General features: G+C 65.7%; 13 protein-coding genes. 9 read left to right on the top strand and 4 right to left on the bottom strand.

All coding sequences use genetic code 11. The annotated features are described in order from the left end of the window. Positions 1-65: 65 nt before the first annotated feature. Entirely contained in the window at positions 66-1,526 is a 1,461-nt protein-coding gene (locus GKS42_RS20215; RefSeq protein WP_168217916.1) for a lipopolysaccharide biosynthesis protein, read from the top strand. A gap of 25 nt (positions 1,527-1,551) precedes the next feature. Here the strand turns inward: GKS42_RS20215 and GKS42_RS20210 are convergent, their stop codons facing one another. Beyond that, complete coding sequence (locus GKS42_RS20210; protein ID WP_168217915.1) at positions 1,552-2,433, bottom strand: glycosyltransferase family 2 protein; 882 nt, start codon at positions 2,431-2,433, stop codon at positions 1,552-1,554. A gap of 530 nt (positions 2,434-2,963) precedes the next feature. Between GKS42_RS20210 and GKS42_RS26280 the strand changes: the two genes are divergently transcribed. Continuing rightward, positions 2,964-4,322, top strand: a complete 1,359-nt coding sequence (locus tag GKS42_RS26280) for a right-handed parallel beta-helix repeat-containing protein (RefSeq protein ID WP_210769226.1) — start codon at positions 2,964-2,966, stop codon at positions 4,320-4,322. 84 nt (positions 4,323-4,406) lie between these two features. Here GKS42_RS26280 and GKS42_RS20200 read toward each other — a convergent pair whose 3' ends face one another. Genes GKS42_RS20200 through GKS42_RS20190 form a run of 3 tightly spaced genes read right to left on the bottom strand, consistent with a single transcriptional unit; the run spans position 4,407 to position 7,782 of the window. Continuing rightward, the gene (locus tag GKS42_RS20200; RefSeq protein ID WP_210769225.1) at positions 4,407-5,228 is read right to left on the bottom strand and encodes a glycosyltransferase; all 822 of its coding nucleotides are present in this window, start codon (positions 5,226-5,228) and stop codon (positions 4,407-4,409) included. Between the two features lie 17 nt (positions 5,229-5,245). Continuing rightward, a complete protein-coding gene (locus GKS42_RS20195; RefSeq protein ID WP_154795458.1) occupies positions 5,246-6,499 on the bottom strand; it encodes a Coenzyme F420 hydrogenase/dehydrogenase, beta subunit C-terminal domain in 1,254 nt (417 codons plus the stop codon). After that, positions 6,496-7,782, bottom strand: coding sequence for a polysaccharide pyruvyl transferase family protein (locus GKS42_RS20190; RefSeq protein ID WP_168217914.1), 1,287 nt, complete (start codon positions 7,780-7,782; stop codon positions 6,496-6,498). Before GKS42_RS20190 ends, GKS42_RS20195 begins: the two co-directional genes overlap by 4 nt. 257 nt (positions 7,783-8,039) lie before the next feature. Between GKS42_RS20190 and GKS42_RS20185 the strand changes: the two genes are divergently transcribed. From GKS42_RS20185 to GKS42_RS20155, 7 genes are all read left to right on the top strand, one after another. Beyond that, complete coding sequence (locus GKS42_RS20185) at positions 8,040-8,828, top strand: hypothetical protein (protein WP_154795456.1); 789 nt, start codon at positions 8,040-8,042, stop codon at positions 8,826-8,828. Between the two features lie 12 nt (positions 8,829-8,840). Next, positions 8,841-10,505: an O-antigen ligase family protein gene (locus GKS42_RS20180; RefSeq protein ID WP_154795455.1), complete on the top strand. Its 1,665-nt coding sequence runs from the start codon at positions 8,841-8,843 to the stop codon at positions 10,503-10,505. Between the two features lie 266 nt (positions 10,506-10,771). After that, positions 10,772-11,830 carry a class I SAM-dependent methyltransferase gene (locus tag GKS42_RS20175; RefSeq protein ID WP_168217913.1) on the top strand — a complete coding sequence of 353 codons (1,059 nt, stop codon included), beginning with the start codon at positions 10,772-10,774 and terminating at the stop codon, positions 11,828-11,830. Between the two features lie 15 nt (positions 11,831-11,845). Continuing rightward, complete coding sequence (locus GKS42_RS20170; RefSeq protein WP_154795453.1) at positions 11,846-13,117, top strand: class I SAM-dependent methyltransferase; 1,272 nt, start codon at positions 11,846-11,848, stop codon at positions 13,115-13,117. Next, positions 13,114-13,908, top strand: a complete 795-nt coding sequence (locus tag GKS42_RS20165) for a glucose-1-phosphate cytidylyltransferase (protein ID WP_154795452.1) — start codon at positions 13,114-13,116, stop codon at positions 13,906-13,908. The genes GKS42_RS20170 and GKS42_RS20165 overlap by 4 nt, the downstream gene beginning before the upstream one ends. Beyond that, entirely contained in the window at positions 13,905-14,576 is a 672-nt protein-coding gene (locus GKS42_RS20160) for a PIG-L deacetylase family protein (protein WP_154795451.1), read from the top strand. Before GKS42_RS20165 ends, GKS42_RS20160 begins: the two co-directional genes overlap by 4 nt. Continuing rightward, complete coding sequence (locus GKS42_RS20155) at positions 14,573-15,595, top strand: NAD-dependent epimerase/dehydratase family protein (protein ID WP_154795450.1); 1,023 nt, start codon at positions 14,573-14,575, stop codon at positions 15,593-15,595. Before GKS42_RS20160 ends, GKS42_RS20155 begins: the two co-directional genes overlap by 4 nt. The last annotated feature ends 16 nt before the right edge of the window (positions 15,596-15,611 follow it).

The following is a 15,611-nucleotide window of genomic DNA, read 5'->3' as shown; positions in this document are numbered from 1 at the left end:
GTACCGACGAAGGCCTCGAACGGGGTCTGCCCGTGGGCGGTGTGGGACGCACGGTCGTGCGGGGGATGAGTTGGTCCCTGGTCGGTGTCTGGGCCAGTTACGCGATCCAGCTCGGCACGACGATGGTCCTCGCACGGCTCCTTTCGCCCGGGGAGTTCGGGCTGATGGCGATGGCGCTCACGCTGACCGTGATCGTGAATCAGTTCCGCAATCTGGGCTTCAGTCACGCCGTGGTCCAGAGTGACAGCCTCACCTGGTCGCAGGTCAACTCCCTCTTCTGGATCAACGCGGCCGTCGGGCTCCTGCTCGGGGTCGTGGTCGCGGTCAGCGGGTTCGGACTGGCCGCGTTCTACGGCGAGCCCCAACTGGTGTACCTCTGCCTCGTACTTGGCGCCGGGTACTTGTTCTCAGGGGTGTCGGTACAGCACGAGGCATTGCTGAATCGGCGACTGCAGTTCCGGACCATCGCGATGAGGAACACCTTCGCGGGCTTCCTCTCGTGCGTCGCGGCGATCGTCGCGGCATTCGCGGGCCTTGGTGTGTGGGCGCTGGTGATCCAGAACGTGTCCCTGGTCCTGTTCGGCACGGTGGTGTTGTGGTTGTCGGTCCCATGGCGACCGAGCCGGCCTAAGGGATTCCGCGACTCTGTCGGCCTGATCAAGTTCGGGACGAACGTCACCATCGCGAACCTCTTCTCGACGTTCTCGAGACAGGCTGACAACGTCATCATCGGCCGGTTCATGGATGCTGGTGCCCTCGGCCTCTATTCGAAGGCCTACTCGTTGCTGACTTTGCCCCTGCGGCAACTCAAGACGCCGATCAGCGGGGTCATGGTTCCGACCCTGTCATCGCTTCAGGAGGATCCCCAGCGCTATCGCTCGACCTACCTGAAGACGGTGAGTGGTCTGGCACATTTCGGAATGCCGTTCGTGGTGCTCCTGGCCGTGGGTGCCTACGAACTGATCGATGTCTTCCTGGGTGCGCAATGGACCGCGGCCGCCCAGGTCTTCCAAATCCTCGCGATCGCAAGTTTCGCGCAACTTGTCTCGGGGACATCAGGTTGGCTGTACATCAGTACCGGCCACACCACGATGTACGCCCGGTGGTCTGTGGTGACCAGCCTGATCACGATCGCGTCGTTCCTCCTCGGTGTGCGATGGGGCATCGAGGGTGTTGCGGCCGCGTACGCGATAGGACAGGTCGTCATGTTCGTGCCGGCGTTCGTCTTCGCGACGCGCGGTACTGCGGTCCGGGTGGCAGACCCGCTCCTGGCGATGGTTCGACCGGTCCTGGTGTCGGTCGTGGTGCTCGCAGCGGCGGAGGGTGCGCGGTATCTCGCTCATGATCTGTCCTCCCTTCCGAAGCTCGTGGTACTGGTCGGCGCCGGTCTTGCGGTCTGGGCGGCAGTCCTCCTTCTGTGGCCGCGGGCGCGCCGGGAGGTCACAGAGTTGCTCAAGCTCGTGCGTCGCCGCAAGTCGGCGAAGAAGCCTGGGACGCGGGCCGAGGCCCCGACCGATCTGGTCTGAGTCGCTCGCTGTCGGGCAACCGAGCTCAGGGGGCCGACCGGCGTGCCCGCAGCGCGAAGCCGACCGCGACCCACAGGCTCGCGTAACGATGGTAGAACTCACCGACCACGAACGCGGCCCGTGCCTGGCGCGTGACCAGAGCATCCGACTCGCGAGCGCGACGGAGTGCGCCAAGTGGCGGAATGGCGGAACGAGGTGCCGGCCACGTGGGGAGACCCGGGTTGCCCTCGAGCACATTGCGCTCATGGCGGCCGGCGATGACCCGTCGGAGCTTGGCCTTCATCGCGGCGAACGTACGGCGCGCGGGATGGTGCACCACCGCGGATGGACGGTACACCGTCAGGTGTCCGGCGGCGTTGGCGCGCTGCGACCACTCGATATCGGCACCGGACAGGAGTTCGGACCTGAATCCGCCCACCGCATCGAACGTCGCCCGGGTCGTCGTCATGTTGGCAGTAACGCAGGCACCCCCTCGGGCGACGTACCGCTCCTGAGGGAAGGCATGCACGAGTTCATAGGCCTCGATCGGGGTCGGGCGACTCGGGTCCTTCGCGTACACCTCGACCCGCCCCGCGACAACGCCGGCGCCGGCGGTGATGCCCGCGACGGACTCCTCGAGCCAGGTGTCGGCCGGGAGGCAGTCGGAGTCCGTGAACGCCAGGATGCTTCCCTCGCTCCGAGCCACGGCAGCATTCCGGGCGCTGTAGGAACCAGGCGTCGGGACGCGGATCACCCGGATGTCGCCGTCTGCTCGCACCGGCACGCGGCTGCCGTTGTCGGCGACGATGATCTCGGTGCGGTCGGCCGGGTACGTCTGCCGTGACAGGCGAGCCAGGCAGGCCGGCAGCCGGTCATCGTCGCGGACCGGCACGATCACCGACACGAGCGGCAGATCTCTGGTGGACACGCGGCTGACTCCTCGTCCTGGTCGACCCTCCAGATTGTCACAGGCGAGCCCGGCTCTGTCAGTCGGTTGGACCGCCCGTCAAGGACGCAAACGGTGAAACGTCTCACGTGTGGTTGGGGCAATTTGACGACGGTTCGTGCGCTTGGGTTGCCGTGACTACCGGCAGTGATTCGGTCGAGTTGCGCCCTGCCCAGCCACCGCTGTTATGTTTTCGTTATCACCGACCGTGGCTCGGGGCACTTCCCCGGATCATGGTGTGGGTTGTCGAGTGGCTTGTCGTGGTCGTATCTGGCCCGGGCACTCGGGGTCGGGGGACCCAGACGCTGAGCGAGGTCGACGGATACCTTGGCACCGGGAACCCCCGGGATGCGATGATCTGTTGAGGTTCGCGGTGCGTAGGTAATTCCGAGGCCGGGGCCCGAGAGGCGCCGGTCTGAACACACCGAGGGAGATCCTGACAAGTGGTCAGTCAAGTCCGAATTCGTCACCGAGGCCTCCACGCCGCGGTCGCGGCAGCAACCATCCTTCTTGTGGGTAGCGTCGCGTCCGCCAGCGCTGCGGCCCCCACCAATGCCACCACGGGTGCCCCAGCGGTCGCCCGCCCAGCCGCCACGGCGGGTCTGGAGCAGACCGGCACTCTGACCATTACCGAACCGGGCACCGTCGTCGACTCGATGTACGTGACCGGCGCCATCAACGTCCGAGCTGACGACGTGACGATCATCAACACGGTCGTTGCCTACGGCGGTTACCACAGCATCCGCATCTTCCCCGGGGCGAACGGTACCGAGATCGTCGACACGACGGTGAACTGCCTGAACTCCAAGACCAACGGTGTCGTGTTCGGCAACTACACTGCCGAGCGCGTCGAGCTCAACGGATGCCGCAACAACTTCCTGTCCACGGCCACGAGTCCCGCGACCGTGATCGACAGCTTGGTCGATGGCCAGCCGTTCGAGAGCGTCGCCGACGACGACACGAAGAACCCCACGCCGACTCCGACGCCTACGCCGGAGCCCGAGCCGACGCCCGAGCCGGAGCCCACACCGGAGCCGACTCCGGTACCGACCCCTGAGCCCACGCCGACCCCGACCCCGACTCCGACGCCGGCGCCGACGCCGACGCCGGAGCCGACCCAGCCCGAGTTCACCGGCTTCCCGAACGCCTCGAACACCGGCGTGCCGAGCGGTGTCTCACTTACAAGTTCCGGAAGCATCACCGTGACCACGCCGGGCACCGTCATCGACGCTCTCCACGTCCGCGGCACGATCACGATCTCTGCCAACGACGTCACCGTGCGGAACACCCTGATCCAGGGTGGCGGGAACGGTTACCCGATCCGGGTCACGAGCGGTGTGACGGGTACCGTGATCGAGCACGTCGAGATCGACAACCTCGGAAGTACGGGCATCGGGATCTTCTTCAATGGCGGCAGTGGCACGGTGCGTTACGCCAACATCCACTCAGCCGAGGACGGCATCCGGATCGAGGCCAACAACGTCACGATCGAGTCCTCGTACATCCACGACCTGCAGCGTCAGCCGGGTGGGCACCACGACGTGATCCAGATTCGCCGCGGAGACAACGTGACGGTCAGCGGCAACACCCTGAACGCTTACGTCGCCGCCACTCGAGACCCTATGAACGCAGCGATCCAGATCGGATCTCTCGTGGGTAGTGACCAGATCTCGAACCTCCGCGTCGTCAACAACTACATGAATGGCGGAAACTACACCATCAATGGTGGTGGGCGCGGCGAGGTGGATAGTGGGCTGTATTCTGGTAACCATTTCGGACGCGACTTCCGATATGGTGTTGCGACGGCGATTCAGAACACGACGTGGGAGCGTACCAACGTCTTCGCGGACACCGGAGCACCCGCTCTCTAGTTCGGCCTGAACGACCTGCGTGATGCGAGGTGGCCGTGCGCCCTTAATGATGGGCGCACGGCCACCTCTCTGTCGCTCTTCCGCTTACCAGCGGGCGGGACGCTTCAACGCCTTCTCGATCCGCCGTCGAATCCCAATTGCGCGCAGGCGCCATCCCGAGTACTGGCGCGGATCGAGCGAGCACGACTGCAGAATGAATGCGCTCTGCTCGAGTTGCAACGTCCAATCGGCGACTGTGCGGACGCCATTATCCCGAGCGGAGAGAGGCATTCGATCGAGTAGATCCTGGTCGGAGCGGATCAGCGAGTGGGGTGAGCGAGGGTCGTCCATGTGGTCCTCGGCAATGAACGGGAAATAGAACCCATTGATCGCGCCGGCGCGGGCGGCGCGAATGCAGTACGCAGAGAATGACTCATCGGGTCGAATTCCGCCGTTCCTCTCGACGACTCGGCGGTGCATAAGGTAGCCGCTTCCCTGCACCCAGAGGTTCTGCATGAGTTTGTGGCCGCCGTTGAATTCGCGTATCTTGCGCTTCGCTTGGTCAGGCCGAAAGTCCTCGTCAGGGTGGCGCCAACTGCCGATGACGCCGAAATCTGGGTTCGCTGCGTGCGCGGCACTGAGGGTATCGACCCAGCCCGGTGACACCCGGCAATCATCGTCCACTTTGGACACGAACTCCCCATCGGATTCTGCCCACAACCAGTTGGTCGGTTCGCGAAGTTTCACGTTCTCGCGGCTGTGGTGGTATCTGTGCACCCGTGGGTCGGATCGGAAGGGGCGGAGTGCCTCGATGGTGGCCTCGTCGTCCCCGTTGTGCCACAGCCAGACACGATCAGTCTCATCCAGCGTATCGAGGAGGTGGGGGAGACTGAGATGAAGGTAGCCGGCGCTCTTGTAGGTGATCATGATGATATCCGCGCGGGTCATCGTGAAAGCTCTTCTCTGGTGAACTCCGGCTCGCGTAACCGTCGGACCCCGATGCGTCGCAACGTGCCACCGATCGAACTGGCCTTCTGGCGAATCGACAGTTTCCACCACAGTCGCGCGGCCGGCATACGGCGGTAGCGAGGGACAGCGATTCCGGCTACCCACAGGGTTCGGACGCGCGCCCACACCGCACCGCGACTGTTCTCCAGATTTGGCTGCGAGTCACGGAGACGCTGAAGTGGAAGGGGACCGCCCGCGAGCGCTCCATCCGAGATGGCCGCCTCGAGGGCCTGACGGCCACGTTCGGTTCGAACGACGACCAGCGAGCGGCCGAGGTCTCCGTTCGTGGGCTTGCGGTACCACGGGTCGCCCACAGAGAGATCCGCGAACTCGCCGGTGTGATCGGGACAGATCATGCATCGCCATTGCCTGTGCTTGTGGAGAGTGCCTCCCCATGACTCGTCGTAACTGAGTGAGGCCTCCTGGCCGCTGCGCGTGCGGACCCGGAATCGTCCCGGCCACCCCTCGCCGCGGAAGTTGAGGCTGGTGACCTCCTCGGGATCCACTGCCATTCCTCGGATGGTCTCCTTCACTCCCTCGGTCGAGGGAGTGCCGGCGCAGAAGATGGCGATGGTGAGGCCAAGATTCCGCTCCAGTGACGGCCGGACCTCCGCGGCGGCGCGGATTCCTGCGATGTCACACGGCTTTCCAACGACGACGCATCGGCCGTCGGCAGCCTCGACCAGGTCCAGGCGTTGGCCTGGGCTGGCCGGCGAGTACCGCGAGCCCGCCGCTCCCACGATGTCTGAGTAGGTCTTGTTCAGGACAACCTCGTTGGTCAGAGGATCCTCTGAGGAAGCCTGCACCTGGAGTGCACCCACGGTTACTCCGGAGGTCACCGAATGCGCGGCCAAGGTCACGACGACGCCCCCGGACGAGCCCCGATGACGAACGTCCGGGTCGGTCGACCAACACTCGTAGAGGCCGAGCACGGGCCCCCATTCGCCACCGAAGGGAGCTCCGTCGAGTTCGCCAGCTCTGTGTTCCAATCTCCGCCCTGGGCAGACATCGACCGCCGGTCCGGCAACGGCGCCGCCGGTGATGCCGACGATGGGGAGAGGGCGCCTACCCGCCTCGGGAACGTCGGCCATGCGAAGGGCATCCGGTCGCAGGAACGCGCAGACGCCACAGCCTGTACAGAGGTGGGCATCGACGATGGAATCGATGGTTGTCAGTGGCTCGCGACTCATCCGATGGAACCGACCTTCGCATCCTGCGCCTGCCAAGCCTCGATCTCGAGGAGCACCTCCCGCAGTTGTGCCTGCGCGCGCTCGACAACCGGCGGGGCGGTCATCTCGAGGCGCACCTTGAGGTCGGCACGGTGCTCGAAGGAGTCAAGCATCCTGGTCACGGCCTCCGGTCCGGCTAGGTCCCTCGCGTCACCGACCTGGTCTCCCACGCCACAGGTCTCGAACACGCCCCTGGTCTTGTCGCTGTAGGCGTAGCCGAAGGTCGGGACTGCCGACGACAAGGCGGCGATCGTGGCGTGCATGCGGCTCCCGACGAACCAGTCGAGCTGGCGAATCACCCACTTGAGTTCGGCTGCATCCATCGTGGAGGGCATGACCGAGGTGTGGCTTCGTTCGCTCTCGGAGAGCTGGTCCTGAACGACGCGAATGGCGCCGATGTCGCTTTCCCCGCCGCCGCCCGGCACGTGAACATGTGGAACGAGGACGACGTGCGTCCCCGAACGTAGGAGTCCACGAACCAGATCCGTCATCGTCTGGATGTAGTCGCCGCGCAGACCGAACATCTCTCGTGCCGCATCGCCAAGGAGTAGTCCGCTGATGTTGACCCCTGCGAGGGGCGCGTCAGAGAGGCCGTGCAGGAGTGCGATGACGTCTTCGCCGGGGGCGCGCGGCTCAAGGCCGAACGCGACGTCGACTCCGGATCGGATGCGCTCGGGGTCGGCGGCCGGACCGGCGAGCGTCATCAGGAGCTCGTAGCTACGGGGATCCCGGGCGTAGGCGACGGCAGACGACCGAACAAGCTTCGACGCCTCGGCACGGGCCTTCTGATTGGTGAACGGCCCGTACGTCTGCGGAAGCAGAATCAGGGGCCGACGTGAGCGGATCGCCGCATGCTTGGGCGCGGCAACGGCATCGAACCGTTTCTGGCCGTACAGGTCGGTGAAGCTGTCGCCGCCACTGAGGTCGAAGACCGCGTCTGCGCGAGCCATCCGAGTCGCGACACCGTTGAGGGCTGGCGCGAGCCGTTGGGCAACGTGGATCTGCGCCCAGCTCTCCGGCCGGTGCCAGCGCCGCGAATGACGCACACCGACGTGCTCAACCACCGATCGTGCGTATCGCGAACTTGTGTCTGTCCGAACCCCCCAGCCGTCGTCGAGGACACTCAGCACGGTTCCTTCAGTTTCGCGATCGACCGCGTCGGCAACGGAACGACCGAGGGCTTCAACACCACGGTTCCCATTGCCGAGCGGCGCACCCGCGAGCACGAGGTGCAGGGAGCTCATGGTTTCAGTATGCGGCGGAGTCCGCTGCCTTCGTGGCCGGTTCGGCCGGCGACTTCGTGCTGTGGGTTCGGCCCATGCGTCGGGCAAGCCTGTTTGACCTCCGCCCGCGGCGGTGGGATGTGCATGGTTCGCGAGTATTGGGGTGATCTGTCGCACACCGTGTGATGGACTGTTCATGTACCTGCAGCCCGCGTGCAGCGCTCGTAGCATGCATCTCGTGGCTCGCAACTGGGCGAGCCGCGGAGGGAGTTGGGGCCTTGGACGTCTGGTCGATCACAGTTGCGGCGCTTCGGCGCTGGTACATCCTGTTGCCCCTATTGGCGCTGACCGGCGGCGCGGCCTACCTCGTCGGGCAAGGAGTGAAGCCCGAGTACGAAGTCGAGGCCGCCGCTATCGTCATCCCGGGCCCTGACTCCGCGGACTACGGGAACCCGTACGGGAGTGTGGCGGACGCGAACTCCATCCTCGGGATCGTCCTGAATGGCCCCGAGACCCGCGCGCGAGTCGCCGCGGAAGGGCTCGTCTCTTCGTACACGGTCTCACCCGCGAGCCGTAGCGCCGTCATGAGCTTCGGAGTCCGCGGAGACACCCCGGAGGAAGCCGTCGCTACTGGAGAACTGGTCTTCCAGATCGCAAGTGAAGGGCTCGCCGAACGCCAGACTGCGGCCGGAATGCCGGAGTCGGCACAGTACCGGATCGAAGTACTCCAGGCTCCTGCGGTCACGGCGGTGGTCCATGACGGCAAGACTCGGAACATGGCGGTCGTCGGTGTCCTTGGCGCTGCGCTCTCCCTACTCCTGGCGGTCCTCTTCGACGACATCGTCGGGCTCATCAAGAAGTGGAGGGCAGGACGTCGGCTACGCGCCGCGGAGTCCAAGGACATCACAGAAGGGTCCAGGGACGAGACGGAAGGCGAGAGTGCTGGGACCGAGGAAGACGCGAGTCCTGACGAGGACGACCCGGCGCCACCGGGCGTCGACGATCTGTTCGGGGATGCTTCGGCCGAGCCGGCCACCGCGGTCGCCGACGCTGGAACCAGCAAGTGAGGGTTGGTCGGGATGCCCGCGGTCCTGCCTGACCGCATCGGTGCCGAGGAGGGTGCGCCCACCACCGTCTCGCAGAATGCGCTTCGCGAGTGGCGACCGACATTGCTTCGGGTCCCGGACGGGTACCGTCGGGTCCGCGATCACTGGATCCCCGCGCTCGTCCATCGCTGGACCTTGACGAACCTGGGCCTGCTGGCGCTGTTCCTCTGCCTGCAGTTTCTGATCCCGGCCCGGCTGGTCATCGGGGGGTTGGGAGCGGTCGGCCGGCCGTCGGTGGCGATCGGAGTCATGCTGGCGTTCCTTTGGGCGCTTTCGGCGATCAGGCCGCACCACCTACCGGCGGGGCGGCAGCCGATCCGATGGCTGATGGCCCTCTTCGTCGGTCTCCAACTGCTGGGGAACGTCATTGGCTTCGATCGGCTGCCGTCTGCAGCGGAGGCGAGTTCCGCCGATCGTTGGCTCATCTTCACCGTCTCGATCGTCGGGGTCACCCTGGTCGTCGCTGACGGGATCCGCACCCGGCGGGATCTTGACCGACTGCTCCGGCTGGTGATCCTGCTCGCTGCGATCATGTCGATCATCGGGATGCTCCAGTTCGCGCAGATCATCGATGTCACCCAATACATCAACATTCCGGGGCTTCGCGCGAACTCCGAGTTGATCGGCGTCGGCGAACGGGGCGACGGCAACTTCCCGAGGGTCGCCTCCACAGCAAACCATTACATCGAGTTCGGGGTGGTCCTTGCCCTCGTGCTGCCGATCGCGTTGCATTACGCCCTGTTCTCGCCGCCGGGTCGGACGCGCGCCTGGCGGTGGGTGGCCGTCGGTGTCGTCGCGTTCGGGATCCCGCTCTCGATCTCGCGCTCGGCGATCCTGACCGTTGCCGTGACCCTCGGTCTGCTCGCAGTGGTCTGGCCGTGGCGGCAGCGATACAACGCGCTTGTCATCGGGATCTTGTCGCTCGCCGTATTCCACTTGGTGAACCGGGGCGTCCTCGGCACGATCCGTGCGCTCTTCACGAATGCCGAGAACGATTCGAGCGTCACTGACCGAATCGCTCGTACCGGATACGTCTTGGACCTCTGGTCACTGCGGCCCTGGTTCGGACGGGGGGCCGGCATGGTGACTCCGGAGGAGTACATCCTCCTCGACAATCAGGTCTACGTAACCCTGCTCGCCGGGGGTGTGATCGGGGTGGTGGGGTTGGCGCTCTTCTTCCTGGTCCCATACTTCATGGGCCGAAGTCTCCGGCTACGCGGCAGCAACCAGGAGACGAGGCATCTCGGCCAATCGCTCGCGGTTGCGATGCCGGCGGCACTGATGGCGAGCGCGACGTTCGACTCCTTCTCATTCGCGACGTTCGTCGGGGTCATCTGCATCATCATCGGTGCGATCGGCGCCTTGTGGCGCCTGGACGACGCTTCGCCGACCAATGAGATCCAACTTGCCGATCCAGCGGACAAGTTCGTCGGAACGCCGATCGGGGCCAACTTCCGAGAACGGTTCGTGGCCCTATGGATCGCTGCGCGCCCTCGAAACTATGGCCGGTTCAGCAGACCGGCTCAGGTTGCGGAGCCAGGCGAGACTCCGGTCGGCGGTGTGGATGAGCCGAGTGCTCGCGTGGTCGTGGAGAGTCGCGGACGTGCCGCCGTGAGCCGCGCCCGTCATGCCCGGTGAATGGTGTCGGTTCTGGCGTGCCCCGAAGCGCCCTCACCCCGGGGTGAGACGGATCTGTCACCGGGTGAGTTGTGCGGTTCACCCATCGGGCCCGGCCGTTTTCCCTCCGGCCGCCCCGCTCGTTCACTAGGGTCTCAAGGGTGAAAGCAACGGGGAACCCGGGTTTGCGCTGCCCGGTGTGCGACACGGCGGACCTCCGCCCGTTCTATGCGCAGATGGGCGTTCCGACACACGTCGGGATCCTCTGGCCGACCCGCGAAGAGGCAGTGGATTGTCCGCGCGGAGACCTGGACCTCGGCTACTGCCCGGCGTGCGGGTTCGTCTACAACACCGGCTTCGACGCCGGCCTGAACGCCTACGGACACAGCTACGACAACGCTCTGCACTTCTCCGCCGTGTTCCAGGCCTACGAGCAGGACCTGGCCAAGCGGCTCATCGACACCTACGACATCCGCGACTCGGACGTCGTGGAGATCGGCAGTGGGAGCGGGCACTTCCTCGGGCTTGTCTGCGCGCTCGGGGAGAACCGCGGAACCGGCTTCGACCCGAGTTATGACGCGGAGCACGCCGAGCCGCTCCCGGCCCGGGTGCAGGTGGTGAACGAGTACTTCTCCCGCGAGCATGTGGACGCGAAGGCCGACCTGGTGGTCTGCCGGCACGTCCTGGAGCACGTCGACGACCCGGCCGGGATGCTGCGCTCCCTGCGCGAGGGCATCGGCGACCGTTCGGACACCGTGCTGTACCTCGAGGTCCCGAACGGGCTCCTGGCGCTACGCCGACTATCCGTCGGCGACCTCATCTACGAGCACGTCTCCTATTTCCTCGCGTCCTCCTTGCGCACGGCGGTGGAGGCGGCGGGCTTCGAGATCCTTGACATGCGCGAGTCCTACGACGGACAGTTCCTCGCCGTGGAGGCCCGGCCGACGCAGGTACCGCGGGCGCCGAGGCCGACGGCTCCCACCCTGGACGTCCTGGCGGACATCCAGGCCTTCGGCGAGCGCGCGCGGGCACGGGTGACGGAGTGGGCGGACCTGTTGGATCGTCTCGCCGCCGCCGACGAGCGCGTGGTCGCCTGGGGCGCCGGAGCTAAGGCCGTCGGCTTCTTCAACGTGCTCGGCGTGACCACCGACGTTGACCGCGTGGTCGACGTCAACCCCCGCAAGCAGGGCACCTTCCTCGCCGGGACCGGGCAGGCCGTGGTGCCGCCCGACGCCCTCGTGACCGACCCGCCAGGAACCGTCCTGGTGATGAACCCGTACTACGCCACCGAGATCGGGCAGATGCTCGCAGACCTCGGTGTCGACGCCAACGTCCAGACCGTCTGATCCGGAGAACCACTGATGTCCGAAGAGCTGACCGGCGGCCCGTGCCGCTTCTGCGGGACCACCCTGACCCGCACGTTCGCCGACCTGGGCATGTCCCCGCTGTGCGAGAGTTTCGTGCCGGCGGACCAGGTCAACGCGATGGAGCCGTTCTACCCGTTGCATACCTGGGTGTGTGACCAGTGCTTCCTGGTGCAGTTGCAGGAGTACGTGACCCGCGAAGAGATCTTCACCGAGTACGCGTACTTCTCGTCCTACTCGGACGCCTGGCTGGAGCACGCACGCACCTACGTCGAGAAGATGATCGCCGAGCGGAACCTCGGCGCGAACAGCCTGGTCGTCGAGCTCGCCAGCAACGACGGCTATCTCCTCCAGTACTTCGTGCAGGCCGACGTTCCGGTCCTCGGGATCGAGCCGGCGGCGAACGTGGCGAAGGTCGCCGTCGACGAGCGCAACGTGCCGACCCTGGTGGAGTTCTTCGACGAGCGACTGGCGCAGCGGCTGGTCGCCGAGGGAACCAGGGCGGACCTCATCGCCGGCAACAACGTGCTCGCGCAGGTACCGGATCTCAACACCTTCGTGGCCGGGATGAAACTCCTGCTCGCGCCCGGTGGGCTGATCACGATCGAGTTCCCGCATCTGCTGCGGCTGATGGAGGAGAACCAGTTCGACACGATCTATCACGAGCACTTCTCCTACTTCTCGCTGGTGACCTCCGAGCGGATCTTCGCCGCGCACGGCCTCGTGATCCACGACGTCGAGGAGCTCTGGACGCACGGCGGCTCATTGCGGATCCACGCCACCCATGCGGGACCGGACGCGCCGACGGTGAGTGATCGTCTGCTCGCGCTGCGTCAGCGGGAGCTGGACGCCGGGCTGGAGCAGCCGGAGACCTATGAGCTGTTCGCGGAGCAGGTCCGCGAGACCAAGCGCAAGCTGCTCGACTTCCTCATCGGGGTCAAGCGCGACGGCGCTCAGGTGGTCGGTTACGGGGCCCCCGGCAAGGGGAACACCCTGCTCAACTACTGCGGGATCGGCACCGACTTCCTCGACTACACCGTGGACCGGAATCCCTACAAGCACGGCCGGTACACACCGGGTACGCACATCCCGATCCACGAGCCGGGCCGGATCGCGGAGACCAAGCCGGACTACGTCCTGATCCTGCCGTGGAACCTCAAGGACGAGATCGTCGCGCAGCTGGACTACATCAGGGAGTGGGGCGGCAAGTGCGTCGTGCCGATCCCGGGTGCCGCGATCGTCGACTGGCCGGTCGGGAGCTCGCAATGAAGGTGGTGCTGTTCGCCGGCGGCATGGGGATGCGGATGCGCGAGTTCTCCGAGTCCGTACCGAAGCCGATGGTCCCGATCGGCTCACGGCCGATCATCTGGCACCTGATGAAGTACTACGCCCACTACGGGCACACGGAGTTCATCGTGTGCCTCGGCTACAAGGGCGAAGTCATCAAGGAGTACTTCCTCAACTACAAGGAGTGGCTCAGCAACGATTTCGTGCTCTCCGGTGGTGGCCGCGAGATCACGATGCTGCACACCGACGCGCAGGACTGGAAGATCACCTTCGTCGACACCGGTCTGGCGACCAACATCGGTCAGCGGATGGTCAAGGTGAAGGAGTTCCTCGGCGACGATGAGGAGTTCCTCGCGAACTACAGCGACGGACTCTCCAGCGTCCCCTTGCCGGCCCTGATCGACCACACGCACGCGCATGACGCGATCGCGACGTTCCTGTGCACTCGTCCGAGCCAGACGTTCCACATCGTGGGGCTCGACGAGGACTCACACGTCACCGGGATCACCGAGTCCAGCGCCGCCGGCATGTGGGTCAACGCAGGGTTCTTCGTGCTGCGTCGCGAGATCTTCGACTACATCGGCCCCGGCGAGGAACTGGTCTACGAACCGTTCGGACGACTCCTCGAGGCCCGCAAACTGGTTGGCTACAAGTACGACGGGTTCTGGGCCGGGATGGACACGTTCAAGGACCGGCAGGTCATGGATGAGATGAACGCCCGCGGCCAGGCGCCGTGGAAGGTCTGGGAGCAGGATCCGGCGGCGCCCGCATGATCGGTCTCGACCTAGGCGTCGATGAGGGCCAGCCGTTGCGAGTGCTGGCGCTCGGCGCCCATTGCGACGATGTGGAGATCGGTTGCGGTGGAACGCTCGGTCGACTCGCCCGCCGACCCGGTGGCCTCGAGGTCCGGTACGAGGTGTTCTCCTCCAACCCCCAGCGTGCCGAGGAGGCACGAGCTGCGGCGACCGACCTGCTGCGCGAGGCCCAAGACGTGAGCATCTGGGTGGGGGAGTACCGGGAGTCCTATTTCCCCTACGTCGGTGACGCGATCAAGGATCGCTTCGAGCTGGTCAAGTCGGAGTTCGACCCGCACCTCGTGCTCACCCACCAACGTCACGACCGGCACCAGGATCACCGGACCATCTCGGACCTGACCTGGAACACCTTCCGGGACCACCTGGTCCTCGAGTACGAGATCCCGAAGTGGGACGGGGACATGGGCTCGCCCAACGTGTTCGTGCCGCTCTCGGAGGACGATGTGGCCAACAAGCTGCGCGTGCTGGGCGAGCACTACGCCTCGCAGTTCGCGAAGCCCTGGTACGACGACGACACTTTCCGCGGGCTCATGCGCCTACGCGGGATGGAATGCCACGCGCCCGGCCGCCATGCCGAGGCGTTCTACAGCCGCAAGGCGGTTCTACTCGGAGGAGACGCATCGTGAAGGTCCTGGTCACCGGCCACAACGGCTACATCGGGCAGGTGATGGTGCCGCTGCTGCGGGCGGCCGGTCACGACGTCGTCGGTTTGGACACCTTCTACTACGAGGGGTGCCAGTTCGATGACGAGGTCAGCCCCACCGAAGTCATTCGCAAGGACCTGCGCGACGTCAAGCCGACTGATCTCGAGGGCTTCGATGCCGTGATCGCCCTGGCCGCATTGTCCAACGACGCGCTCGGCGACCTGCGGCCCCAGCTGACCTACGACATCAACCACCTCGGCACCGTGCAACTGGCCGAGTCCGCGAAGCAGGCCGGAGTCGGCCGCTTCCTGTTCTCCTCCTCATGCAGCCTCTACGGGGCCGCCGGCGACGAGCACCTCACCGAGGAGGCGGGCTTCAACCCGCTGACCCCGTACGGGGAGTCGAAGATCAAGGTGGAGCAGGACCTGACCCACCTGGCCGACGAGTCGTTCAGCCCGGTCTACCTTCGCAACGCGACCGCCTACGGCGTCTCGCCGAGCCTGCGGGCGGACCTCATGGTGAACAACCTCGTCGGCTACGCGATCACGACCGGCAAGGTCCTCATCAAGTCCGACGGTATGCCCTGGCGGCCGCTGATCCACATCGAGGACATCTCCCGGGCCTTCCTCGCGGCGCTCGAGGCGCCTCGCGAAGTGGTGCACGATCGCGCCTTCAATGTGGGAGTCACCTCGGAGAACTACCGGGTCAAGGAGGTCGCCGAGATCGTCGCGCAGGTCGTGCCTGGCTCGGTGGTGGAGTACGCACCCGGCGCGAGCCCGGATGCACGCAACTACCGGGTGGACTTCACCCGGATCGCTGCAGAACTGCCGGCCTTCCAGGCGAAGTGGACGGTGCCGGCCGGGGTCGAGGAGCTCTACCGCGCCTATCGGGACCACGGACTCACCGCCGAGGAGTTCACGTCGGCCAAGTACCTGCGGATCCGGACCGTCCTCGACCACAAGGAGGCCGGGCGCCTCGACGAGGAACTGCGCTGGCAGTGACGGACGCGAGGCCGCG

It is taken from the genome of Occultella kanbiaonis (genome assembly GCF_009708215.1).
Lineage (GTDB): Bacteria > Actinomycetota > Actinomycetes > Actinomycetales > Beutenbergiaceae > Occultella > Occultella kanbiaonis.
The sequence above is the reverse complement of the archived record's forward strand: the minus strand, read 5'-3'. Positions and strand labels throughout refer to the sequence as shown.